Source organism: Niveispirillum fermenti (genome assembly GCF_048066175.1).
In the GTDB taxonomy this organism is placed as follows: domain Bacteria; phylum Pseudomonadota; class Alphaproteobacteria; order Azospirillales; family Azospirillaceae; genus Niveispirillum; species Niveispirillum fermenti.
The window spans coordinates 47,270-69,523 of record NZ_JBLTXA010000004.1 but is presented as its reverse complement, the minus strand read 5'-3'; the positions used below and the strand labels follow the sequence as shown (position 1 = coordinate 69,523).

21 protein-coding genes are annotated in these 22,254 nt (G+C 67.7%); 15 read left to right on the top strand and 6 right to left on the bottom strand.

The features are described from left to right. The 11 genes from ACM9LZ_RS05445 (at nt 1) to recN (ending at nt 13,879) form a co-directional block, all read left to right on the top strand. On the top strand, nt 1–1,125 hold the full coding sequence (locus ACM9LZ_RS05445; protein WP_416618333.1) for an FtsW/RodA/SpoVE family cell cycle protein: 1,125 nt from the start codon (nt 1–3) through the stop codon (nt 1,123–1,125). Beyond that, complete coding sequence (gene murG, locus ACM9LZ_RS05440) at nt 1,122–2,228, top strand: undecaprenyldiphospho-muramoylpentapeptide beta-N-acetylglucosaminyltransferase (protein ID WP_416618332.1); 1,107 nt, start codon at nt 1,122–1,124, stop codon at nt 2,226–2,228. Before ACM9LZ_RS05445 ends, murG begins: the two co-directional genes overlap by 4 nt. A 62-nt stretch (nt 2,229–2,290) precedes the next feature. Then, nucleotides 2,291–3,721 (top strand): UDP-N-acetylmuramate--L-alanine ligase, encoded by a 1,431-nt coding sequence (gene murC, locus ACM9LZ_RS05435; RefSeq protein ID WP_416618548.1) that lies wholly within the window; start codon nt 2,291–2,293, stop codon nt 3,719–3,721. Continuing rightward, on the top strand, nt 3,721–4,674 hold the full coding sequence (gene murB, locus ACM9LZ_RS05430) for a UDP-N-acetylmuramate dehydrogenase (protein ID WP_416618331.1): 954 nt from the start codon (nt 3,721–3,723) through the stop codon (nt 4,672–4,674). Before murC ends, murB begins: the two co-directional genes overlap by 1 nt. Before the next feature lie 239 nt (nt 4,675–4,913). Continuing rightward, on the top strand, nt 4,914–5,846 hold the full coding sequence (locus ACM9LZ_RS05425) for a D-alanine--D-alanine ligase (protein ID WP_416618330.1): 933 nt from the start codon (nt 4,914–4,916) through the stop codon (nt 5,844–5,846). After that, nucleotides 5,834–6,745 (top strand): cell division protein FtsQ/DivIB, encoded by a 912-nt coding sequence (locus tag ACM9LZ_RS05420; RefSeq protein WP_416618329.1) that lies wholly within the window; start codon nt 5,834–5,836, stop codon nt 6,743–6,745. The genes ACM9LZ_RS05425 and ACM9LZ_RS05420 overlap by 13 nt, the downstream gene beginning before the upstream one ends. 14 nt (nt 6,746–6,759) lie before the next feature. After that, nucleotides 6,760–8,040 carry a cell division protein FtsA gene (ftsA, locus tag ACM9LZ_RS05415; protein ID WP_416618328.1) on the top strand — a complete coding sequence of 427 codons (1,281 nt, stop codon included), beginning with the start codon at nt 6,760–6,762 and terminating at the stop codon, nt 8,038–8,040. A gap of 120 nt (nt 8,041–8,160) precedes the next feature. Then, nucleotides 8,161–9,840, top strand: a complete 1,680-nt coding sequence (gene ftsZ / locus ACM9LZ_RS05410; RefSeq protein WP_416618327.1) for a cell division protein FtsZ — start codon at nt 8,161–8,163, stop codon at nt 9,838–9,840. Between the two features lie 387 nt (nt 9,841–10,227). Beyond that, entirely contained in the window at nt 10,228–11,121 is an 894-nt protein-coding gene (gene lpxC, locus ACM9LZ_RS05405) for a UDP-3-O-acyl-N-acetylglucosamine deacetylase (RefSeq protein WP_416618326.1), read from the top strand. Nucleotides 11,122–11,346: 225 nt separating this feature from the next. Then, entirely contained in the window at nt 11,347–12,174 is an 828-nt protein-coding gene (locus ACM9LZ_RS05400; RefSeq protein WP_416618325.1) for an outer membrane protein assembly factor BamD, read from the top strand. A 28-nt stretch (nt 12,175–12,202) separates the two neighbouring features. Continuing rightward, the gene (gene recN / locus ACM9LZ_RS05395; protein WP_416618324.1) at nt 12,203–13,879 is read left to right on the top strand and encodes a DNA repair protein RecN; all 1,677 of its coding nucleotides are present in this window, start codon (nt 12,203–12,205) and stop codon (nt 13,877–13,879) included. A gap of 32 nt (nt 13,880–13,911) precedes the next feature. On the opposite strand, the gene ACM9LZ_RS05390 is transcribed toward recN, so the two are convergent. Next, a complete protein-coding gene (locus ACM9LZ_RS05390) occupies nt 13,912–14,394 on the bottom strand; it encodes a peroxiredoxin (protein ID WP_416618323.1) in 483 nt (160 codons plus the stop codon). Between the two features lie 167 nt (nt 14,395–14,561). Here ACM9LZ_RS05390 and ACM9LZ_RS05385 point away from each other — a divergent pair, with 167 nt between their 5' ends. Further along, nucleotides 14,562–15,140 carry a YqgE/AlgH family protein gene (locus ACM9LZ_RS05385; RefSeq protein ID WP_416618322.1) on the top strand — a complete coding sequence of 193 codons (579 nt, stop codon included), beginning with the start codon at nt 14,562–14,564 and terminating at the stop codon, nt 15,138–15,140. Between the two features lie 226 nt (nt 15,141–15,366). Then, nucleotides 15,367–15,897 carry a peptidoglycan-associated lipoprotein Pal gene (gene pal, locus ACM9LZ_RS05380; RefSeq protein WP_416618321.1) on the top strand — a complete coding sequence of 177 codons (531 nt, stop codon included), beginning with the start codon at nt 15,367–15,369 and terminating at the stop codon, nt 15,895–15,897. Between the two features lie 166 nt (nt 15,898–16,063). Here pal and epmA read toward each other — a convergent pair whose 3' ends face one another. Further along, on the bottom strand, nt 16,064–17,122 hold the full coding sequence (epmA, locus tag ACM9LZ_RS05375) for an EF-P lysine aminoacylase EpmA (RefSeq protein ID WP_416618320.1): 1,059 nt from the start codon (nt 17,120–17,122) through the stop codon (nt 16,064–16,066). 68 nt (nt 17,123–17,190) lie between these two features. Between epmA and ACM9LZ_RS05370 the strand changes: the two genes are divergently transcribed. Beyond that, complete coding sequence (locus ACM9LZ_RS05370; protein ID WP_416618319.1) at nt 17,191–18,159, top strand: lipid II:glycine glycyltransferase FemX; 969 nt, start codon at nt 17,191–17,193, stop codon at nt 18,157–18,159. Between the two features lie 178 nt (nt 18,160–18,337). Here ACM9LZ_RS05370 and ACM9LZ_RS05365 read toward each other — a convergent pair whose 3' ends face one another. From ACM9LZ_RS05365 to ACM9LZ_RS05350, 4 genes are all read right to left on the bottom strand, one after another. Continuing rightward, the gene (locus tag ACM9LZ_RS05365) at nt 18,338–18,817 is read right to left on the bottom strand and encodes a DUF6265 family protein (protein ID WP_416618318.1); all 480 of its coding nucleotides are present in this window, start codon (nt 18,815–18,817) and stop codon (nt 18,338–18,340) included. A 117-nt stretch (nt 18,818–18,934) separates the two neighbouring features. After that, nucleotides 18,935–19,411 carry a DUF6265 family protein gene (locus ACM9LZ_RS05360; RefSeq protein ID WP_416618317.1) on the bottom strand — a complete coding sequence of 159 codons (477 nt, stop codon included), beginning with the start codon at nt 19,409–19,411 and terminating at the stop codon, nt 18,935–18,937. A 47-nt stretch (nt 19,412–19,458) separates the two neighbouring features. Continuing rightward, nucleotides 19,459–20,061 (bottom strand): glutathione S-transferase N-terminal domain-containing protein, encoded by a 603-nt coding sequence (locus ACM9LZ_RS05355; RefSeq protein WP_416618316.1) that lies wholly within the window; start codon nt 20,059–20,061, stop codon nt 19,459–19,461. Further along, nucleotides 20,058–21,212, bottom strand: coding sequence for a YbfB/YjiJ family MFS transporter (locus tag ACM9LZ_RS05350; RefSeq protein ID WP_416618315.1), 1,155 nt, complete (start codon nt 21,210–21,212; stop codon nt 20,058–20,060). Before ACM9LZ_RS05350 ends, ACM9LZ_RS05355 begins: the two co-directional genes overlap by 4 nt. Before the next feature lie 110 nt (nt 21,213–21,322). On the opposite strand from ACM9LZ_RS05350, the gene ACM9LZ_RS05345 reads away from it, so the two are divergent. Then, nucleotides 21,323–22,234 carry a LysR family transcriptional regulator gene (locus ACM9LZ_RS05345; protein ID WP_416618314.1) on the top strand — a complete coding sequence of 304 codons (912 nt, stop codon included), beginning with the start codon at nt 21,323–21,325 and terminating at the stop codon, nt 22,232–22,234. Nucleotides 22,235–22,254 lie beyond the last annotated feature (20 nt).

Sequence of the window (22,254 nt, the reverse complement as noted above, 5' to 3'; positions counted from 1 at the left end):
ATGGTGTCCTTTTCCCGTACAGATCATTCGATCCTGGGCCGCTGGTGGTGGACGGTCGACCGCTGGACCATGGCCGCCGTGATGTTGATCGCGGTGATCGGCGTCGTCCTGATCCAGGCTGCCAGCCCGGCCGTGGCCAACCGCATCGGCCTGACCACCTTCCATTTCATCGAACGCCACCTGATGATCCTGCTGCCGTCCCTGGCGCTGGTGGTGGCCGTGTCGCTGTTGTCACCGCGCGGGGTGCGGCGGCTGGCCGTGATCATGTTCCTGGCCGCCCTGTTCGGGGTGCTGATGACCCTGTTCGTCGGCATGGAGATCAAGGGCGCCACGCGCTGGCTCCAGCTTCCCGGCCTGTCGGTGCAGCCGTCGGAATTCCTGAAGCCTGCCTTCGCGGTGGTGGCGGCCTGGCTGTTCGCCCTGCACCGCAATCAGGAAAATGTGCCCGGCATTCCCGTGGCGGCCGGCCTTTATGCGCTGATCGTCATCCTGCTGATGAGCCAGCCCGACCTGGGCCAGACCTTCGTCGTCACCTGCGTCTTTTTCGGCCAGTTCTTCCTGGCCGGCCTGCCCATCGTGTTCGTTGCCTCGCTGGTGGTGCTGGGCGTGACGGGTCTGGTCAGCGCCTATTTCCTGTTCCCGCACGTGCAAAGCCGCATCGACCGTTTCCTGGACCCGTCCACGGGCGACAATTTCCAGGTCGCAAAATCCATGCAGGCGTTCGAGCGGGGGGGTATCTGGGGTACAGGCCCCGGACAGGGCCAGGTGAAGATGACGATCCCCGATGCCCATGCCGACTTCATCTTCTCCGTGGCCGGCGAGGAACTGGGGATGGTGGTCTGCGCCATCATCATCTGCCTGTTCGGCTTCGTCGTGCTGCGCAGCCTCAGCCGCGCCTCCAACGACCAGAGCCTGTTCGTCATGCTGGCAGCCAGCGGTCTGACCATGCAGTTCGGCCTGCAGGCTCTGATCAATATGGGATCGGCCCTGCATCTGATGCCGACCAAGGGCATGACACTGCCCTTCATCTCCTATGGCGGATCGTCGCTGATCGCGCTGGGAATCGGCATGGGCATGCTGCTGGCCCTGACGCGCAAACGCTTCGGACCGGGAGAAAGCCTGTGACCGGCGACCGTCCCGTCATCCTGGCGGCCGGCGGCACCGGCGGCCACATGTTCCCGGCAGAGGCCCTGGCCCGCGCACTGATGGTGCGCGGGCATCGTGTCATCCTGGTCACCGACAAGCGCGGCAAGGCCTTCGGCGACAGCCTGCCCGACGTGCAGGTCGAGCGCATCCGTGCCGCAACCACGGCACCCGGCATCCTGGGCAAGCTGCGCATGGCCAGCGAACTGGTCATGGGCACGGCCCAGGCCCGGTCGCTGCTGCAGCGCATCCGGCCGGGGCTGGTCGTCGGGTTCGGCGGTTATCCCTCCGTGCCCACCGTCTTCGCGGCCCAGACATCGGGTGTTCCCACCCTGCTGCACGAACAGAATGCCGTGCTGGGCCGCGCCAACCGGCTGCTGGCCGGCAAGGCCCGGCTGATCTGCACCAGCTTCCCGCAGGTGGCCGGGCTGGACCGCCTGGACGGACGCCGCATCATCCGGACGGGCAATCCCGTCCGCCCGGCCATCCTGGCCCTGCGCGACGCACCCTATCCGTCCCCCATTCCCGGCTGTGCCTTCAACCTGCTGGTCACCGGCGGCAGCCAGGGCGCCAGCATCTTCGGCGAGGTGCTGCCCCGCGCGGTGGAGATGCTGGGCGAGGATGCCCGCTACCGGCTGAAGATCGTGCAGCAGGCACGGGCCGAGAATATCGAGGAGGCCCGCACCGCCTATGCCCAGATGGGCGTGGAGGCGGAACTGGCCACCTTCTTCAAGGACATGCCGGCCCGGCTGGCCGGGTGCCACATGATGATCGGTCGTTCCGGTGCCGGAACAGTGGCTGAATTGTCGGTCGTCGGCCGGCCGTCCCTGCTGGTTCCCTATCAACACGCCATGGACGACCACCAGACGGCAAACGCCTGGTCGCTGGTGGAGGTTGGGGGCGCCTGGCTGATGGCCCAGCAGGATTTCACCCCCGTTGCGGTAGCGGAACGATTGAACAGCTTCCTGACGGCGCCCGGCCAGTTGACCCAGGCCGCCAAGGCCGCGGCGGCCTGGGCCATCCCGGACGCCGCCGATCGGCTGGCCGATGCCGTGGAAGGCCTGCTGCGGGGGGGCGTGCCATGACCCCGCCCGTCCCGCCCCCCGCCCTTCGCACCACCTCCCCCGTCGCCTTGGAGTTTGACCCCATGCGGGCCTTGCCGCTGAACATCGGAACCCTGCATTTCGTCGGCATCGGCGGCATCGGCATGTCGGGCATCGCCGAGGTGCTGCACAATCTGGGCTATGCCGTGCAGGGCAGCGACATGTCGGACAATTACAATGTCCAGCGCCTGCGCAAGCTGGGCATCAGGGTGGAGATCGGGCACCGGGCAGAGAACCTGGGCGATGCCGATGTGCTGGTCATCTCGTCTGCCGTGAAGAAGGACAATCCCGAGGTGGTGGCCGCCCGAGCCGGCATGATCCCCGTGGTCCGCCGGGCAGAGATGCTGGCCGAGTTGATGCGCCTGAAATGGTCCATCGCCGTGGCCGGCACGCATGGCAAGACCACCACCACCAGCATGGTCGCGGCCCTGCTGGAAGGCGGCGGCCTGGACCCCACCATCATCAATGGCGGCATTATCAACTCGCTGGGCACCAATGCCAAGCTGGGCAGCGGCGACTGGATGGTCGTGGAGGCAGACGAAAGCGACGGCACCTTCACCAAGCTGCCCTCCACCATTGGCATCGTGACCAACATGGATCCGGAGCATCTGGACCATTACGTAACGTTCGAGGAGGAGCGGAAGGCCTTCGACCGGTTCGTGGAGAACATCCCCTTCTATGGTTTCGCGGCCCTGTGCATCGACCATCCGGAGGTGCAGGCCATGCTGGGCCGCGTCGACCGGCGCGTGGTCACCTATGGTTTCAGCCCGCAGGCCGATGTGCGGGCGGTGAATGTGCGCACCGATGCGTCGGGCAGCTATTACGATGTGGAACTGTCCGACCGGGCGACGGACACGCCGCGGACCGTGACGGGCCTGCAACTGCCCATGTATGGCGACCATAATGTCCAGAACTCGCTGGCCGCCATTGCCGTGGCCATCAATCTGGGCATCAGCGACGAGGCCATCCGCCAGTCCTTCGCCAGGTTCTCCGGCGTGAAGCGTCGCTTCACGAAGACGGGCGAAAGCAACGGCGTCACCGTCATTGACGATTACGGCCACCATCCGGTGGAAATCGCCGCCGTGCTGAAGGCCGCGCGCATGGCCGGCAAGGGCCGGACCATCGCCGTCGTGCAGCCGCACCGCTATTCCCGGCTGCAAAGCCTGTTCGGGGATTTCTGCACCTGCTTCAACGATGCCGACGCCGTCGTCGTGGCCGACATCTATGCCGCAGGGGAACAGCCGATCGAAGGGGCCGGCCGCGACGATCTGGTCGAGGGGCTGCGCGTGCGCGGCCACCGCAACGTCATGCCGCTGGCCAGCCCGGCGGCCCTGCCCAGCCTGATCCGCGAGATCGCGCGGCCGGGCGACATGGTCGTGTGCCTGGGTGCCGGCACCATCACCCAATGGGCCAACGCCCTGCCGGCGGAGTTGGACAAGCTGCACGGCCTGGAAAAGGCCGGAAGGGACGATTGATGACACCGCCGCGGATACTGGACGGAAAGGCGCTGGTCGAACGGTTGCGGGCCGCCGCACCGGACCTGCGCGGCCGGCTGGCCGCGGATGCCCCGCTGGGCCCCCTGACCTGGTTCCGGGTCGGTGGCCATGCCGAGGCGCTGTTCCGTCCCGCGGACGAGGATGATCTGGCCCATTTCCTGGCCCATTGCCCCACCGACGTGCCGGTGACCGTGATCGGCGTGGCCAGCAACCTGCTGGTCCGCGATGGGGGCGTGCCGGGCGTGGTCATCCGCCTGGGCGGTCCCTTCGCCGACATCGCGGTGACGGGGGATGTCATCACGGCGGGAGCCGGCGCACTGGACCTCAACGTGGCCTTGACGGCGCAGCAGGCCGGCCTGACCGGGCTGGAATTCCTGTCCGGCATTCCCGGCACCATCGGCGGGGCCGTGCGCATGAATGGCGGCGCCTATGGTGGGGAAACGGTGGATGTGATCGTGGCGGCCGACGGCATCGACCGCCAGGGGAACCGCCGCACATGGAATGGTGGGGAACTGGGCCTGACCTATCGCCATTGCAGCGTTTCAGAGGATGTGATCTTCACCCGTGCCCGGTTTCGCGGCCGGCCGGGCGATCCCGCCGCCATCAAGGAACGTATCGACGCCATCCAGCAGGCCCGCGCCGACAGCCAGCCTGTGCGCGCCCGTACCGGCGGGTCCACCTTCGCCAATCCCGACGGGCACAAGGCCTGGCAGTTGATCGACGCTGCCGGCTGCCGCGGCCTGACCATCGGCGGGGCGCAGATCAGCGAAAAACATTGCAACTTCCTGCTGAACCTGGGCGACGCCACGGCCCACGACATCGAATCGCTGGGGGAAGAGGTGCGGCGGCGCGTGAAGGCGGCCAGCGGCATCGACCTGCGCTGGGAAATCCGCCGCATCGGCTTACCCCGTTCGAATGGGGAGGCGTCATGAACATCACCCCCGATTTCAAATGTGAGTCCGCGCTGCAACAGATTGCCGGGTCCCGAGTCGCTTTTTCAAAAGGCGGTGATTTTGCCGCTTGCGGGGGTGAATCGCCTCCCTTACACCGAATCTTGTGGGATGGCCGGGGTCGGCCCACACCAAATCTTGCGTTACCGCAGAAGGTGCCGGGCAGGCCGGCAGGGGGGCTGGCGCGTGGCCGCGCGGCAGCCGAGGGGGAGTCTGGCGTGATGGATGGGAACCGTTCGAAGCATGTGGCCGTTCTGCTGGGCGGCTGGTCTGCCGAGCGGGAAGTGTCGCTGGTCAGCGGCGCGCGCATCGCAGAGGCGCTGGAGAGCAAGGGCTACACCGTCACCGCCGTCGATGTGCAACGCGACCTGGAAGGGCTGGTCGCCGCCCTGACGCCGCGCCCCGATGTCATCTTCAACGCCCTGCACGGCAAGGGCGGGGAAGATGGGCTGATCCAGGGCGTGCTGGAATATCTGGGCATCCCCTACACCCATTCCGGCGTCCTGGCATCGGCCGTCGCCATGGACAAGGCCATGACGAAGCGCCTTCTGTCCACGGTGGGCATGCCCGTGGCCGAGGGGGTGATCGCCACGAAGGAACAGGTGCTGGCCGGCCATGTCATGGCCCCGCCCTATGTCGTGAAGCCTGTGGACGAAGGGTCCAGTGTCGGCGTGCGCATCGTGCGCGAGAGCGACAATTTCACGGTGCTGGAGGAGGATAGCTGGGTCTATGGCCGGCGCGTGCTGGTGGAGAAGTTCGTTCCCGGCCGTGAATTGACCGTGGGCGTGGTCGGTGACCGCGCCCTGACGGTGACCGAGATCGTGCCCGCCCAGGCCTTCTACGACTACACGGCCAAATATGCCGATGGCGGGTCGGTCCATGTCTGCCCGGCGCAGATCCCCGAGCCTGTGGCGGGGGAGGCCATGCGTCTGGCCCTGCTGGCCCATCAGACGCTGGGTTGTTCCGGCGTATCGCGCACCGATTTCCGCTGGGATGACAGCCTGCCGGGCGCCACCGGCCTGTGCTTCCTGGAGACAAATACCCAGCCCGGTTTCACGCCGACCTCGCTGCTGCCCGAGCAGGCGGCCGCCCTGGGCATCAGCTACGCCGACCTTTGCGCCTGGATTGTGGAGCACGCCCGATGCCACGCATAGCCAGCAGTCACGCCACAGACAATCCCCGTGTCCGCTTCGCCGAAAAGTCGAAGCGCGCCACCCTGCGCGCCACGCAGGAGGCCAACCGTCGCCGCGCCCTGCCCCGCTGGGCCGGGCCGGCCATGAAGATCGGCCGCCGCATGGCGCCCGTGCTGGTGCTGGCGGCCGCCGGCTTCTGGGGCTGGGGTTCCGGCTTCCTGCCCATGGCCGGCGCCATGGTGACGGACCGGTTCATGACGGCCAGCGTGGATGCCGGCCTGTCGGTGCAGGAGGTGCTGGTCACGGGCCGCGACCGCACCGCGTCAGCCGACCTGCTGGCGGCGCTGGAAGTGCGGCGGGGCGCCCCCATCCTGGCCTTCGACCCGCATGCCGCGCGTGAAGCGCTCGAACAGATCCCCTGGGTCCGTCATGCGCGGGTGGAACGCCGCCTGCCCGACACGATCGCCATCACCATCGTGGAGCGCGAGCCCATGGCGTTGTGGCAGGAGGACCGGCAGATGCGGCTGATCGACGCCGACGGCGTCGTGCTGACCGACAATGACCTGTCGCGCTGGCCCAACCTGCCGCTGCTGGTCGGGCCCGAGGCGCCGCGCCACGGCCCCGGCCTGCTGCGCGTGCTGGCCAGGGAACCAAGCGTGGGGTCGCGGGTGGAGGCCGCGGTGCTGGTTGCCAACCGCCGCTGGGACCTGCGGCTGAAGAACGGCATCGATGTCCGCCTGCCCGAGCATGACATGGCCCAGGCGCTGAACCAGCTTGCCATGGTGCAGCAGACCAACGGCATCCTGGACCGCGACGTCGTCGCCATCGATCTGCGTATCCCGGACCGGCTGGCCGTGCAGACATCGGCCACGGCGGCCGATGCGCGCCGCAAGCCCCCCGAAAAGAAACAGCGAACCTGAGGAAGCTCGAGAACATGGCCTTTCCCGGCGCCCTCACCCCCCGTCCCAAATCGCGCAAGCCCGTCCGCGGCGGCACCATCGCCGCCCTGGATGTCGGCTCGGCCAAGATCGTCTGCTTCATCGCCAAGGTCGACGATCCGGGCAATATCCGCGTCATCGGCATCGGCCATCAGGTCAGCCGCGGCGTGCGGTCGGGCGGCATCGTGGATATGGACGCGGCTGAAACCGCGATCGGAACGACGGTGCATGCCGCGGAGACCATGGCCGGCGAGCAGATCCGCGAAGTACTCGTCAGCCTGTCGGGCGGCCAGCCCGAAAGCCAGACGCTGGTGGCCGAGGCGGCCGTTGCCGGTTCGGAGATCGGCGACACCGACGTGCGCCGCGCCCTGGCCGAGGCGCGCAAGCTGGACGTGTCGCCCGACGCGGAATTGATCCATTCCATTCCCGTCGGCTATGCCATCGACGGGGCCAAGGGCATCCGCGACCCCCGCGGCATGGTGGGCGAGCGGCTGGGCGTGCGCATGAATGTGGTGACGGCCGCCGCCGGGCCCGTGCGCAACCTGTCCACCTGCGTCGGCCGCTGCCATCTGGGGGTGGAGGGCTTCGTGATGAGCCCCTATGCCGCCGGGCTGTCCTGCCTGGTGGAAGACGAGATGGAACTGGGCGTCACCGTCATCGACATGGGCGGCGGCACGACCAGCATGGCCGTGTTCAACGATGGCAAGATGGTCTGGTGCGACAGCATCCCGCTGGGCGGGGTGCATGTCACCAATGATATCGCCCGCGGCCTGACCACGCCCGTGGCCCAGGCCGAACGGCTGAAGACCCTTTATGGCAGCGCCGTCTCCGCCGTGTCTGACGAGCGGGAGATGATCGACGTCCCCCAGGTGGGCGAGGAGGAGCGCGGCCAGGCCAACCACGTGCCCAAATCCCTGCTGGTCGGCATCATCCAGCCGCGCATGGAGGAGATTTTCGAACTGGTCCACGGCCGGCTGGAAAGCTCCGGCTTCGCCAAGGCCGCCGGCCGCCGCGTCGTGCTGACCGGCGGGGCCAGCCAATTGTCGGGCGTGCGCGAACTGGCCGCCAATGTGCTGGACAAGCAGGTCCGGCTGGGCCGGCCGCTGCGCATCGGGGGCCTGGCCACCAACGTGTCCGGTCCCGCCTTCGCCTCCGCCGCCGGTCTGCTGGCCTATGCCATGCAGCAGCACCATGAATTGCCGGTCCTGGCCCCGCTTGCCGAAAAGCAGGCGGGCTGGTGGGGCCGGTTCAACGGCTGGCTGCGGGAGAACCTATGATCCGAAGACCGCAGCCCGTGGCCAGCGCCCGCCCCTGACGGCAGCCGACAGCCCAGTCCCCCCAATCTTCCGCCGCCCTTGTTCCTGAATTTCCCTCCCCCGCCAGAGGAGTCCACCGCGATGAGCAGCATCAAGATCACCATCCCCAGCGTCGAAGTGCAGACCAAGCCCCGCATCACCGTCTTCGGTGTCGGTGGTGCCGGCGGCAATGCCGTCAACAACATGATCCGTTCCGCCCTGGAAGGGGTGGAGTTCGTCGTCGCCAACACCGACGCACAGGCCTTGCAGGGCAACCTGGCGGCCAAGCGGGTGCAGTTGGGCTCCACCATCACCCGCGGCCTGGGTGCGGGTTCCCGCCCCGACGTGGGTCGCGCCGCGGCGGAAGAACAGCTTGAGGAGATCCTGGGCCACCTGACGGGCACCAACATGTGCTTCATCACGGCCGGCATGGGCGGCGGCACCGGCACGGGTGCGGCCCCCGTTATCGCGCGCGCCGCGCGTGAGCAGGGCATCCTGACCGTGGGCGTGGTGACCAAGCCCTTCAATTTCGAAGGCGCGCACCGCATGCGCACGGCAGAAGCCGGGATCACCGAGCTGGCACAGTATGTCGATACGCTGCTGATCATCCCCAACCAGAACCTGTTCCGCATCGCCAACGAGAAGACGACATTTGCCGACGCCTTCAAGATGGCCGACGACGTGCTGCATGCCGGCGTGCGCGGCGTGACCGACCTGATGGTCATGCCCGGTCTGATCAACCTGGACTTCGCCGACATCCGCACCGTGATGAGCGAGATGGGCAAGGCCATGATGGGCACGGGCGAGTCCGACAGCGACCGCCGCGCCATTGATGCCGCCGAAGCCGCCATCAACAACCCTCTGCTGGACGATATCAGCATGAAGGGGGCGCGCGGCGTACTGATCAACATCACGGGCGGTCATGACATGACGCTGTTCGAGGTGGACGAGGCCGCCAACCGCATCCGCGACGAGGTCGATCCCGAGGCCAACATCATCTTCGGTTCCACCTTCGATGAGAGCATGTCGGGCAAGATGCGGGTTTCCGTCGTGGCCACCGGCATCGACAACGCCGTGCAGCAGCGCCCGCCCGTGGGGCAACCGCAGCTTCAGGTCGTTTCCGGTCGCCGCGTCGGCCCCGGCCCGGTTCCCGCCCCCGCGCAGCAGGCACCGGCCGCCGCCGTCAGCAGCCCGGCCCACAACATCCCGACCCGCCCGGCGCTGCAGCCGGCCCCGATCCCCGGTACGCCGGCCGCCGCCTTCGCACCGATGCAGCCGGCCCCGATGCCGGGCGCCCCGGCACCGGCACCGATGCAGGCAGCCGCCCCGGTGGAGGCACCGGGCGCCGAGCAGCCCGTTGCTGAGATGGCGGTTGCACCGTCCCATCCGCACCAGGAACTGCGGCCCATGGACATGCGGCCCACGGCACCGGTCCCGCCGGCCGCCGCCCGCCGCGAGGATGCCTTCATTCCGCCGCGTCCGGCCGAGGGCGCGCCGCGCGCCGCCCATACCGCACCGGCCGAGCGATTCGTGCCGCCGCAGACGGAGAAGCGCGGCCTGTTCGCCAAGCTTTTCGGTGGTGGCAGCAACCCGGCACCCGCACCGCGCCAGCCGGCACCTGTCCCCGCCGCGCCGCAATTCGCCGCCCAGGCGCCGCGGCCGGCCCCGACTGCGCCGCAGCAGTCCGCCGTGCAGGCCGATCCCGCACCGCGCCCGAAGGCCGCACAGAGCGAGGATGAAATGCTGGACATCCCGGCCTTCCTGCGCCGGCAGGCCAACTGACCTGCCCCGCCCGGCCGGGTGGAGATGGTGTCTGGCGGCCCGCCCCACCGGCCGAAAGGCCTGTGAACTTTGTTCAATATCAAGTGCTTGTCGCGTTGCAACAGAGGGGCCGGCCCGGCGGGGACCGGCCCCTTCTTCATTTTCCGTTCACCAATTTGGACAAAATTGTGACGTCAAATCAGAGGCTTGCGGCATGTGTTTCGTAACATTTGGTAATAAAGAGTGATTTGAGCCTGGACAGGGATGCTGGCATTGTCAGTCTGCGGAGATGACATCGGCACCGCATTGCAACGTAGGTGGGATAACGTTGCAACCCGCACGGGTCTGGTGGCCTTGTTGTTCCGTGTCAGGGGGCGCATACTGACGAAGTGAGAAAGGGACAAGCCCATGTCCTGGCAACAGACGCTGAATTCGAACATCCATTGCGCCGGCACCGGCCTTCATTCCGGGCGGCGTGTCCATCTGGCCCTTCGGCCGGCTCCGGCCGACCATGGCATCGTCTTCATCCGTACCGACGTGCCGCGTGACCGCGCCGTCATCCCGGCCCGTTGGGATCTGGTGACCGATACGCGGCTCTGCACCCTGCTGACCAATGCGCAGGGCACCCAGATCGGCACGGTGGAACATCTGATGGCCGCCCTGCGCGGCTGCGGCATCGACAATGCCGTGGTCGAGGTGAGCGGCCCCGAACTGCCCATCATGGATGGCAGCTCCGCCCCGTTCATTTTCCTGATCGAATGCGCCGGCATCAAGGTGCAGGACCAGCCGCGCCGGCTGATCCGCGTGCTGAAGGATGTGCGGGTGCAGGATGGCGACAAGATCGTCAGCCTGAGCCCGTCGCCGGTTTCCACCTTCCGGGCCGAGATCATCTATGACAACACGGCCCTGATCCGCCGGCAGGAAGGTTTCCTGCGGCTGACCGATGGCGCCTTCAAGGCGGAAGTGGCCGATTGCCGCACCTTCGGCTTCGCGCACGAGGTCGAGGCCATGCGCAAGGCCGGCCTGGGGCTGGGCGGGTCGCTGGACAATGCCATCGTGATCGAGGGTGACCGCGTGCTGAACCCCGGCGGGCTGCGCCATGCCGATGAGTTCATCCGCCACAAGATCCTGGACGCCGTGGGCGACCTGTATCTGGCCGGCCATCAGATTCTGGGGCATTTCCAGGGTACGCGGCCGGGCCATGCCATGAACAATGCCCTGCTGCGCGCCATGTTCGCCGACGAGCAGGCCTGGCGCCTGGAAGACGCGCCGGTCTGGGAAGACCGCGCCGCCGTGGCCTGATGGCAGTTGCAATGCATATGCAAGAGGGGGAGGTGCGGTCCGCACGGGGCCGCACCTCTTTTTCTTTGCGCATCCGGGCTGCCATGGTTCGGCCAGGATTGGCCCCTAGCTTCCACGAAAAGCGCCATTGCGCACCCGGACACGACGTTTGCCGCTTGGCGCACGCCGTCCCGTGCGTGCTATAAGGCATCCCGCGTTCTAGCTGCTGCCTGGTTGTTCCTGCCGATGCTTCGCACCGACCGTCCGCTCCGCCTTCGTTCCGTTGCCCGCGTTCTCGCGCCGGCGGCCTTCCTGCTTCTTGCGGCCTGTTCCGGCCAGAAGGAGGAGTTGCCCTATGTCGAGCGGCCCGTGGAACAGATCTACACCGAGGCCGCCAACGCCATCGACAACCGCAACTTCACCAAGGCAGCCCTGCTGTTCGACGAGGTGGAGCGCCAGCACCCCTACAGCCAGTGGGCCGTGCGGGCGCAGTTGATGTCGGCCTACGCCCATTACCAGGCGGTGCGCTATGATGATGCCATCACGACGCTGGACCGGTTCATCGCCCTGCATCCGGGCAACCGTAACGCGGCCTATGCCTTCTATCTGAAGGCCCTGTGCAATTATGAACGCATTTCCGACGTGCGCCGCGACCAGAGCACGACCTATGAGGCCCTGCAGAACCTGCAGGAGGTGGTCCGCCGCTTCCCGGCCAGCCCCTATGCCCGGGATGCCCGCCTGAAGATCGACCTGACAAATGATCATCTGGCCGGCAAGGACATGGAAGTGGGCCGCTTCTATCTCAACACTGGCGAGTATATGGGCGCCATCAAGCGCTTCCGCCGCGTCGTGGACGAATTCCAGGGCACCAGCCATGTGCCGGAAGCGCTGCACCGGCTGGTGGAGGCCTATCTGGCACTGGGCATCCGGGAAGAGGCGCAGGTGAACGCAGCACTGCTGGGGCACAACTACCCCGGCACCGTCTGGTATCAATATACCTATGCCCTGATGAACCGCGCCGAGCGGGGCGAGCGGCCGTCCCTGTTCCAGCGGGCCATCGACTGGGTTCTGTGATCCCCCTTCCCTCGCGTCAGGCGCCGGCATGCTCGTCACCCTCTCGATCCGCGACGTCGTCCTGATCGAACGCCTGACGCTGGCGTTCCAGTCCGGGCTTTGCGTGCTGACGGGGGAGACGGGGGCCGGCAAGTCGATCCTTCTGGATGCGCTGGGGCTTGCGCTGGGCGCACGCGGCGACAGTTCGCTTGTCCGCCATGGCAGCGAACAGGCCGGCGTCACCGCCGAGTTCGACCTGGGTGCCCGCCGCGACCATCCCGCCTTTACCATCCTGCGTGAGCAGGAACTGGAGGTGGAGGACACGCTGGTCATCCGCCGCACGCTGACGGCCGACGGACGGTCGCGCTGTTTCGTCAATGATCAGCCCGTGGGTGTCACGCTGCTGCGCCGCCTGGGGGAGACGCTGGTCGAGGTGCATGGGCAGTTCGATACCCATGGCCTGCTGGACCCGCGCACCCACCGTGACCTGCTGGATGATTACGCCCAGCTTTCGACGCAGGGACAGAAGGTCGCCGCCGCCTGGCGCGCCTGGCGGCAGGTGGAACAGGCCCGCCTGACCGCCGCCGAGGACGCGGCCCGCGCCCGCGCGGAGGAGGAATATCTCCGCCATGCGGTGGAGGAGCTGGACCAGCTTTCCCCGGAAGAAGGCGAGGAGAAGGGCCTGGCCGAACAGCGCGTCGTCCTTCAGCATCGCGAGAAGCTGATCGAAAGCATCACCCAGGCTTCCACCGAACTGTCGGGCGAGCGCGGGGCCGAACGGGCCCTGGCCGGTGCCCTGCGCACCCTGTCGCGCATTGCCGACAAGGCGGGCGGCAAGCTGGATGCCGTGATCGCCGTGCTGGACCAGGCCGCCGACGAGGTGGGGGAGGCATCGCGCGCCCTGCAGGGTTTCGCCGCCGACATGGACAGCGACGGCGGCAATCTGGACAAGATCGAGGAAAGGCTGTTCGCACTGCGGGCTGCGGCCCGCAAGCATGGCACGGACGTGGACGGTCTGGTCGCCCTGCGGGCCAGCATGGCCGCCAAGCTGAACCTGATCGAAGACCAGGGCGACCTTTTGCAGAAACTGGCCGACCAGGCCGCATCCGCCAAGGCGACCTATCTGGAGGCGGCCCGCACCCTGTCGGCGGCACGGGCCCGGGCCGCGTCGAAGCTGGATCAGGCCGTCGCGGCGGAGTTGAAGCCGCTGCGCCTGGAAAAGGCCCGCTTCGCCACCAAGGTGGAACCGGTGGGCGAGGAAGGATGGAGTGCGGCGGGCATCGACGACATCGCCTTCCAGGTGGCCACAAATCCCGGCACACCGCCGGGCCCGCTGGCCAAGATCGCATCGGGCGGCGAACTGGCCCGCTTCATGCTTGCGCTGAAGGTGGTGCTGGCCCAGGTGGGCACCGTGCCGACCCTGGTGTTTGACGAGGTGGATACCGGCGTGGGCGGGGCCGTGGCGGACGCCATCGGCGAGCGGCTGGCCCGGCTGGGACGGCACGACCTGCAGGTGCTGGTCGTCACGCACAGCCCCCAGGTGGCGGCCCGCGGTGCCCATCACTGGAATGTACGCAAGAAGGTGACGGCCGGCCGCACGGCGACCGAGGTCGTGCCCCTTTCCCCTGCCGAACGGCTGGAGGAGGTGGCCCGCATGCTGGCCGGCGCGGAAATCACGCCGGCCGCACGCGCAGCGGCGGAAAGCCTTCTGGCCGGACAGGGCTGAACCCCCGGGGCCGGCCAGCAGGCGGGCCGGGTTTACAGGCCCTTCAGCACATATTCGGCGCTGGACACCTCGAACGCCCCCGGCTTCTCAACTTCCAGCTTGGTGATCACCCCATCTTCGGCCACCAGGGCGAAGCGCTGGCCGCGATGACCGAGATTATAGGCCGTGCCATCCATTTCCAGCCCCAGCGCCTTGGTCAGGGACCCATTGCCATCGGGCAGCATCGTGACCTTGCCGGTCACATTGTTGGCCTTGCCCCAGGCCTGCATGACGAACGGGTCGTTCACGGCCAGGCAGACGATATCTTCCACGCCCTTGGCCTTGAAGGCCTCTGCATTTTCCACGAAGCCCGGCAGGTGCTTGGCAGAGCAGGTCGGGGTGAAGGCGCCGGGAACGGAGAACAGCACGACCTTCTTGCCCTTGAAGAGATCATCGGTGCTGACCTCCTGCATGCCGGACTCGGTCAGGTGCTTCAGGGTGACCGACGGAATGCGGTCGCCAACCTTAACGCTCATCTGGTTATCCTCCGATCGGGGGAAGTGGATGGAACTATGGCACCGTTTCTAGGCCAGCGCCGTGGCGCGGACAAGGAAAACGGCGCGTGCCCAAATTCCGCCATGCCCCGGCCGCACCCGGCTGCTATGATCAGTCACACCTGATCCGACAGCCATGCCGAAAGCCCATGCCGCAGTCCGACAAGAAGTCACTCACCTCCCTGACCGGGCAATTGCTGATCGCGATGCCGCAGATGCCCGACCCGCGGTTCGAGAAATCCGTGATCTACATCTGTGCGCACAATGCCGACGGGGCCATGGGGCTGGTGGTCAACAAGCTGTTCGACGGCATCGGCTTCACGCAACTTCTCCATCAGTTGGATATCGACGTGACCGAACCCGCCCGGGAATTGCGGGTGCATTTCGGCGGCCCTGTCGAATCGGGGCGGGGCTTCGTCCTGCACAGCGATGATTACAACCGCGAGGGCAGCATGCCCGTCAGCGACGGTGTCATGCTGACGGCGACCGTGGAAATCCTGCGCGCCGTGGCGGAGGGCCAGGGACCGGAACAGGCCATCCTGGCGCTCGGCTATGCCGGCTGGGGGCCGGGACAGTTGGATCAGGAAATGCAGGCGAATGGCTGGCTGCATGCCCCTGCCGACCGGTCCATCCTGTTCGACGCCGATCTGGACCGGAAATGGGAACGGGCCCTGGCCGGGCTGGGCATCAGCCTGTCCATGCTGTCCGCGGATATCGGCCACGCCTGATCAGCCCCCCTTCGCATCGGCCATCCATGCCATGGTGCGCGCGTGCCCTTGCGGCCGGTGCTTGCGGCCGGGGACGGATGCGCGTTTCCCGGTTCGTGGTTCCGTGTCATTGGCCATGCCCAAGACAGGCCCGGCTTTGGTCCAAGTGCCGCCGCAATCGCGCGCTTGGATGATGTGGGGACGTCGGCCCGGCCGGCAGAAAACTTCTGGGAATGAGAGATCAGCCATGAAACGCTTCAACCTTCTGCTGCTGGCGCCGACGATGCTGCTGGCGGCCTGCAGCTCCGTCAGCGACCGTGAACAGGCCGCGACCAGCGGCGGCGGCTATACCACCCCGTTTCCAGGCGCCGACACCGGCACCACGGCGGGGGCCGGCGGGGTCGATCGTTCCGACCTTTCCAACCTGTCACCGCAGCAGCAACTGGCGCAGATCGGCGACCGCATCTTCTTCGGCAGTGACCAGCATGAAGTGTCGCCCGAGGCGGCATCGACCCTGGACCAGCAGGCACAGTGGATGCGCACCTACCCGGCCGTGACCCTGACAATCGAGGGTCATTGCGACGAGCGCGGCACGCGCGAATATAATCTGGCCCTGGGCCAGCGCCGTGCCGATTCGGTCCGCCGCTATCTGATTGCGGCCGGCATCGACGCCAACAGGCTGGAAACCATCAGCTTCGGCAAGGAACGCCCCGCCGTCGTCGGCTCCACCGCCGATGTCTGGCAGCAGAACCGCCGCGCCGTCAGTGTCGTGAACTGACCGGCAGGGTCCAAGACCGTGTCCCGGTGATCGCCGCCGATCACCGGGCCTGGAGCGTATTTCCGCTCAGCGGAAACACGCTCTCGCCTTTCAGTTTCTCAAACGCCGGCACCGCATCCGCGGTTTGGCTTCACGGCGCATCAGCGCCGTGGCGGCCGTCCCCTTTTCATGCCGGCGCCACGGGGGCCCACAGCACATCATCGATGCTGTCGGCTCCCGCAATGATCATGGCCAGCCGGTCGAACCCCAGGGCGATGCCGGCGCTGTCCGGCATCAAAGCCAGGGCGGCCAGGAACTCCGAATCGATGGGGTATCGTTCCCCGTAAAGCCTTTCCTTCTCGGCCATGTCCGCCTCGAACCGGGCCCGCTGCAACACGGGATCGGTCAATTCCCCGAACGCATTGGCCAGTTCGACGCCGCAGCCATAAAGCTCGAACCGTTCGGCCACGCGGGGATCATCCGGTTTGGGCCGGGCCAGGGCTGCCATTGAAACCGGATAGTCGCAAAGGAAGGTGGGCACATCCATGCCCAGATGCGGTTCGACCCGGTCCAGGCTGACCCGAAAGAACAGATCCTCCCACGTATCGGTGTCGGCCACCCGGATGCCGATCCGCTTCACCTCGGCTGCCAGCCGGTCACGATCCGGGTGCAGCGGATCGGGTGCCGTGGCCAGCAGGTCGATCCCGGCATAGTGCAGAAAGGCATCCTGAACGCTCAGCACGCGCCATTCGGCAAACGGATCGCACCGGGTCCCCCGGAAGCGCAGCAGATCCCGCCCCGCCGCCGTGCAGGCCGCCCGCACCAGGGCGATGCAATCTGCCATCAGGTCGCGATAGCCGGCACCGGCCCTGTACCATTCCAGCATGGCGAATTCCGGATGGTGCGTGCCCGACCGCTCGCCATTGCGATAGACATGGGAGAGCTGGAACAGCTTCGGCACCCCCGCCGCCAACAGCTTCTTCATGGTGAATTCAGGGCTGGTGTGCAGGTAAAGCCGGCGGCGATCGTCGGGATGCGGCCCCACCAGTTCGGTGGCGAAGGCCATCAGATGCACCTCCAGCCCCGGTGAGACCTGCAGGGCCGGCGTCTCCACCTCGTCGAAGCCCTCATCCTCGAACCAGCGGCGCAGGCATCGCATCACCGTCTGGCGCACCGCCAGATGCGGGCGCCGTTTATGGAAATGGTCGGGATGCCACCAGGGCGGGGTCGGGGGGGCCTGACGCATGATCTCTCGACAGGGGGACGGGAAGACGGGCACTCTCGCCTTCCCCGCCGCAACTTGCAACCCGCGCGATGACCCAGCCCGAAAGCCCGCCCAACCTCCGCATCGTCTGGGACGTGGGCCGCCTGTCGGAATGGGCGGGACTGCTGGCCGAATGCGGACAAAGCAGCCTGACGCAGGCCTTCGGCTACAATCAGGCCATGCTGACGGTGGAAGGCTGGCGCCCCCGGCTGGGCATCATCGAGTTGGAGGACCGTGCCATCGGGCTGGTGGTGATGAGCGAACGCCGGCTGTTCCGGCTGGTGCGCATCGCACGGCTGCACCGGGGGCCCCTGCTAAGGCCGGAAGCGCGCCGGCCCGCCGTCTTCGCCATGGTGATGAAGCATATCCGCCAGGAATATCCCAGCGGGCCGCTGAACTGGACCGCCGTGGTGCCGGAATGGCCCGCGGGGGACGAAGGAGCGGCCATGATGCGCTGGGCCGGCTTCCGCCGCGACCGCGCCCCCGGCTACCGTACCATATGGCTGGACCTGCGGCGGACGGAGGCCGAATTGCGCGCCGGACTGGCCCAGAAATGGCGCAATGCCCTGAATCAGGCCGCGCGCGCCGGGCTGGTGGTGGAGGTCGATCGCGACGGCCGCCAGCAACTGCCCTGGCTGCTGGAACAATATCAGGCCGACAAGGCGGCCAAGGGCTATCACGGGCCATCGGCGAAGCTGGTCATCCGCATGCGAACGGGCATGTACAAGGATGGCGACATCCTGCTGATCCGCGCACTGAAGGACGGAGTGCCCGTCGCTGGCATCCTCGTGCTGGGCCATGGCCGGGCCGCCACCTACCAGATCGGGTGGAGCGATGCGCTGGGCCGGCAGACGCGGGCGCATAACCTGCTGCTCTGGCGGGCCGTGCAGGAACTGCGGGACCAGGGCCGGCACTGGTTCGACCTGGGTGGCCTGCTGCCCGACACCGCACCCGGCGTCACCGCCTTCAAGCGCGGGCTGGGCGGGGAAGAGGTGGAACTGATCGGGGCCTGGCGGTGAGACACCGCGTGAAGCCGGCCCCTTATGCTATTTTGCGGTGATCAGAACCTACTGGTTCTGATCACCGCCCTCGATCGCCGGCGCCAACATTCGTTGGCTTGGCTACGCCGCGCGAGCGGTGCTGTGGCCGTCGCCACCGTACCGGCTTGCGATGCGTTACACTTATCGCAAGCCGGTTTTATGGCGCGTCGCCAGCCAGCCGCCAGGTCCAGCGATAGCGGCGCACGCCGCCCTTGCCGTCCGGCCCCTCCATCGCCGCGACCACATTGCGGCCATAGCGGTTATAGACGATCCGCTGGGGATAATGATGGTCGGGGTTGGCGAACACGACCATGTTGTCCCCCGACTCCACCAGCGTGAAACCGACGATGTGCGGATTGCCCAGCGGTTGCGCATAATAGACGATGCGCCCATCGGGTTCCGCGACGATGCGGATGAACTCGGTATCGGCCGGGCGGCTGGTCGACAGGCTGCGCCGCATGCCCAGCATGACACCGCCGGCAGGCTTCATGAAATGTTCCTCGGCCCGGGCAACCCCGTCGCGGCCGATCCATTGGCCCGACAGCCAGGAAAGCGATTTCAGCGGATCTTCGCCACGGGCCTGGGCGGGTGCGGCCACGCACAGGGCAAGCAACAAGACGGCAAACAGGCGAGACATGGTGCGGCTCCTCCGTTTGGTATTGTTGGATCGAGCCTACGCCTTAATTTCCCCTCCGTCTCCGGCCGGAACCGAAATTGACGTAAATGCCGTACCGCGAATGGCGGGCCGGCCCGGTCAGGGCGCGGGACCGGCCCGGCGCCATGTCCAGCTTGCCCGCCGCATGCCGGCATCACCGTCCGGCCCCTCGATCGTGGCAGTCAGTTCATCCCCCATCAGGCGGTAAGTGATCCTTTGCGGGAAGTCATGGGCCGGGTTGGCGAACACGGCCAGTCCCGGCCCCTGCTCCACCAGGGGGAAGCCAGCCGGCGCCTGGCCCAGCGGATGGGCGTGATAGGTCAGACGCCCGTCCGCGCCCGGGGCGATGCGGATGAACTCCACCGAGGGCGGCCGGCCGGGCCGCACGCTACGGCTCATACCCACGATAACCCCGCCGGCCGGGCGCATGTAATGCTCTTCCCACCGCTTGTCGCCATCCACGCGCAGCCATTGGCCCGACAGCCAGGACAGCGTCTCAATATCCGCACCCGCCCCGCCCTGAACCGGCAGGGACAGGGCCAGCAAGGCCAGAGCGGCCACGAAACGGCGGACCATGCCTTTTGCCTTCCATACGTCTTTCGCAGCGCCTGCAGGATAGACGATCAGCGCGGGTCCGTCGCGCATAGCGAGGACCGGCCGATATTCTGCGCGAACCAGACGGCCAGCGCCGGACAATCCCCGCGCCAGTCCAGCCCGGCATGCCGGAAATCCAGATAGTCCAATGCCACGGCGACCGACAATCCCCCCAGGCCGAACCCGTCGGCCCGCAGGTCGGGCACGGCGGCCTCCAGCGCGGGCAGGCTGCGGGTGATGGCGGCCATCTGTCGGGCCACCCAGCCGGGAGACCGCTCCCCTTCCGGCCGGCGCCCTTCAATGACGGCGGCGAAGGCGGCATCCGTCATCCCCTGGGCCAGGGCGGACAGGCGCAGCCCGCGCCAGCGCCCCGCCCCCTCAGCCGGCAGCAGGCGGCGGCCCGGCAGCACCGCATCCAGGTAATCGGCGATGGCCCAGCTTTCACCCAGGCTCCAGCCATCCCCGGTGACCAGGGCCGGCACCTTGCCCGCCGGCACGGCCGCGTGCAGGGCGGCCGGATCGGTCCAGGGGTCCACGGGCAGCACCTGAACCAGGCCGGCCGCATCCTTTTCATGGATCAGCACCTGGATTTTGCGGGCATAGGGAGAGGTGCGGGCGACATACAGCTTCATGGCGGCATCCTTTTCATCAGCCAGAGGCCGGACAGGCCGGCCAGCATGCCCAGCGCCAGCACGATGGCACCGGCCAGGAACAACGGCGCATGCAGGCCCGTCGCCGCGAACAGGGCGGACAGGGCATAGCCGCCACCCGCCTGCATCGCGGCGAACAGGGCCGTCATCCGCCCCCAGGCCGCCGTATGGCCCGCCGGTCCGGCCAGCAGGCCGGCAACGCCCGAGGCCAGGGCCACACAGCCGGGCGTCAATGCCCCGACCAGGAAGGCCGACAGGCCCAGCGGCAGCAGGGTGGAGGATAGCAGCGGCAGGGCCACGGCCAGGGCCTTGACGCCCAGCGCCAGGGTCAGCGCGCGGGGAAAGCCGATGATCCCGGCCAGCCGCGATACCAGCAGCGGTCCCGCCAGGGCCCCCAGGCCGAAGACGAACCAGTAGGCGCCGCCGGCCGCCACGCCCTGGCCCAGACCGCGGGCCACATAGTCCGACAGGAACAGCGTGTGCGGCACGAACCCCATGCCGTCGGTGGCATAGGCCGCCATGAACAGCCAGAGCGGCCAGGAGGATCGCGGCGCGGCCATCGCCGCCGCCGGGGCAGGTGCCCCGGTGGGCCAGCGCCGCCAGGCCAGGGCCGTGACCAGCAGCGAAAGGAGCCCCAGCCCGGCCCAGGCGGTGGCGACACCGAACCCCGCCAGCCAGGGCAGCAGCGTGCCGCTGATCATCACGCCGACACCCAGACCGGAAAAGACGATGCCGGCCACCAGCGGCCGGTCACCGGCCGGCACATATGCCATCAGCGCCGGTGCAGCCAGGATCATCAGCACGGCACCCGCAACCCCGGCCACCAGACGCCAGAATCCCAGCCACGCCATGCCGCCATCCCAGGCGCAGGCCAGCAGCGACAGGGCGACCGCCAGCATGGCGGCCCGCAGCACGGGCACCGCCCCCCAGGCCCGGCCCAGCCGCGCCGCCGTGACGGCACCCAGCAGATAGCCGGTCAGGTTGGCTGCCCCCAGCAGGGCGCCGCCGGTGGCATCCACCCACCCCTCGCCCACCAGCGCCGGCAGCAGCGGGGTATAGGCGAAACGCCCCAGACCGACGCCCAGCAACGTCCCCGCCAGTCCCGCCAGGGCCAGCCTCCACGGTCCCGCCATTCCCAACCCCTTCGGCTGCCAAGATGCAGGGTTGGACGGTGACACGGGATTGACATCATGAAAAATGAAATGAAAGGATATTTGATATCGATATTGGTGATGGAAGCCTGATGAACAGCACCGATCTGGCCTTCTTCCTGGCCGTGGTGGAAGAAGGCGGCATAACCGCTGCCGCGCGCCGGCTGAATTGCGTGCAGTCCAACGTCACTGCCCGCATCCGCGCGCTGGAGGCGGGACTGGGCGTACCCCTGTTCCATCGCAACGGGCGCGGTGTGGTGCCGACACGCGCGGGAGAAAGGCTGCTGCCCCATGCGCGGCAGGTGACGGCGGCCCTGCGCGCAGCGCGTGCCAGCCTGCACGACCTGATGAACCCCGGCCGGCCCGCGGGCCGTCTGGCCATCGGCAGCATGGAAACGACGGCGGCCTGCCGGCTGCCGCCCGTGCTGGCCGCTTATCACGCGGCCTTCCCCGATGTGGAATTGAGCCTGCGCACAGGCGGCACGGGACCGCTGGTGGACGAGGTTCTGGCCTTCCGCCTGGATGCCGCCCTGGTGGGGGGCCCCATCGATCATCCGGACCTGGTGGCGGCCGATATCGGCACGGAACATATGGTGCTTGTCACGGCAGCCGGCGTGGCGTGGGAAGAGGCGCTGGCCCGGCCGGCGCCGGCCGCCCTGTGCTTCCGGCGCGGCTGCGCCTATCGCGAACGGCTGGAAAGCCTTCTGGCCGGTATGGGGGTCCGCCACGCCCGTTTGCAGGAATTCGGCACATTGGAAGGCATCATCGGCGGGGTCGCGGCTGGCATCGGCCTGTCACTGCTGCCCCTGGCCGCCGTGGACCGGTCACCGCTGCGGCCGGCCCTGGCCATCCACGAGGCTCCCGCCCCCTGGGCCGTGGCGCCGACCCAGTTGATCCACCGCCGCGATGGCGTGATGACGGCCGCCCTGGCCCGCTTTATCGAACATGCAAGACTTGGCTGGTCACGGCCATTGCATTTCGCAATGCACCTGCAAAACGCCTGACGTTATATACCGGGACTCTG

What these genes read in the sequence shown, in the direction of transcription:
- ftsZ (WP_416618327.1), top strand. Translation starts at nt 8,161, where the DNA reads ATGAGCAGCATCAAGATCACCATCCCCAGCGTCGAAGTGCAGACCAAG.
- ACM9LZ_RS05370 (WP_416618319.1), top strand. Translation starts at nt 17,191, where the DNA reads ATGACCCAGCCCGAAAGCCCGCCCAACCTCCGCATCGTCTGGGACGTG.
- ftsA (WP_416618328.1), top strand. Translation starts at nt 6,760, where the DNA reads ATGGCCTTTCCCGGCGCCCTCACCCCCCGTCCCAAATCGCGCAAGCCC.
- ACM9LZ_RS05390 (WP_416618323.1), bottom strand. Translation starts at nt 14,394, where the DNA reads ATGAGCGTTAAGGTTGGCGACCGCATTCCGTCGGTCACCCTGAAGCAC.
- ACM9LZ_RS05350 (WP_416618315.1), bottom strand. Translation starts at nt 21,212, where the DNA reads ATGGCGGGACCGTGGAGGCTGGCCCTGGCGGGACTGGCGGGGACGTTG.
- ACM9LZ_RS05420 (WP_416618329.1), top strand. Translation starts at nt 5,834, where the DNA reads ATGCCACGCATAGCCAGCAGTCACGCCACAGACAATCCCCGTGTCCGC.
- ACM9LZ_RS05385 (WP_416618322.1), top strand. Translation starts at nt 14,562, where the DNA reads ATGCCGCAGTCCGACAAGAAGTCACTCACCTCCCTGACCGGGCAATTG.
- ACM9LZ_RS05400 (WP_416618325.1), top strand. Translation starts at nt 11,347, where the DNA reads ATGCTTCGCACCGACCGTCCGCTCCGCCTTCGTTCCGTTGCCCGCGTT.
- ACM9LZ_RS05345 (WP_416618314.1), top strand. Translation starts at nt 21,323, where the DNA reads ATGAACAGCACCGATCTGGCCTTCTTCCTGGCCGTGGTGGAAGAAGGC.
- pal (WP_416618321.1), top strand. Translation starts at nt 15,367, where the DNA reads ATGAAACGCTTCAACCTTCTGCTGCTGGCGCCGACGATGCTGCTGGCG.
- epmA (WP_416618320.1), bottom strand. Translation starts at nt 17,122, where the DNA reads ATGCGTCAGGCCCCCCCGACCCCGCCCTGGTGGCATCCCGACCATTTC.
- ACM9LZ_RS05360 (WP_416618317.1), bottom strand. Translation starts at nt 19,411, where the DNA reads ATGGTCCGCCGTTTCGTGGCCGCTCTGGCCTTGCTGGCCCTGTCCCTG.
- recN (WP_416618324.1), top strand. Translation starts at nt 12,203, where the DNA reads ATGCTCGTCACCCTCTCGATCCGCGACGTCGTCCTGATCGAACGCCTG.
- lpxC (WP_416618326.1), top strand. Translation starts at nt 10,228, where the DNA reads ATGTCCTGGCAACAGACGCTGAATTCGAACATCCATTGCGCCGGCACC.
- murB (WP_416618331.1), top strand. Translation starts at nt 3,721, where the DNA reads ATGACACCGCCGCGGATACTGGACGGAAAGGCGCTGGTCGAACGGTTG.
- ACM9LZ_RS05365 (WP_416618318.1), bottom strand. Translation starts at nt 18,817, where the DNA reads ATGTCTCGCCTGTTTGCCGTCTTGTTGCTTGCCCTGTGCGTGGCCGCA.
- ACM9LZ_RS05355 (WP_416618316.1), bottom strand. Translation starts at nt 20,061, where the DNA reads ATGAAGCTGTATGTCGCCCGCACCTCTCCCTATGCCCGCAAAATCCAG.
- ACM9LZ_RS05425 (WP_416618330.1), top strand. Translation starts at nt 4,914, where the DNA reads ATGGATGGGAACCGTTCGAAGCATGTGGCCGTTCTGCTGGGCGGCTGG.
- ACM9LZ_RS05445 (WP_416618333.1), top strand. Translation starts at nt 1, where the DNA reads ATGGTGTCCTTTTCCCGTACAGATCATTCGATCCTGGGCCGCTGGTGG.
- murC (WP_416618548.1), top strand. Translation starts at nt 2,291, where the DNA reads ATGCGGGCCTTGCCGCTGAACATCGGAACCCTGCATTTCGTCGGCATC.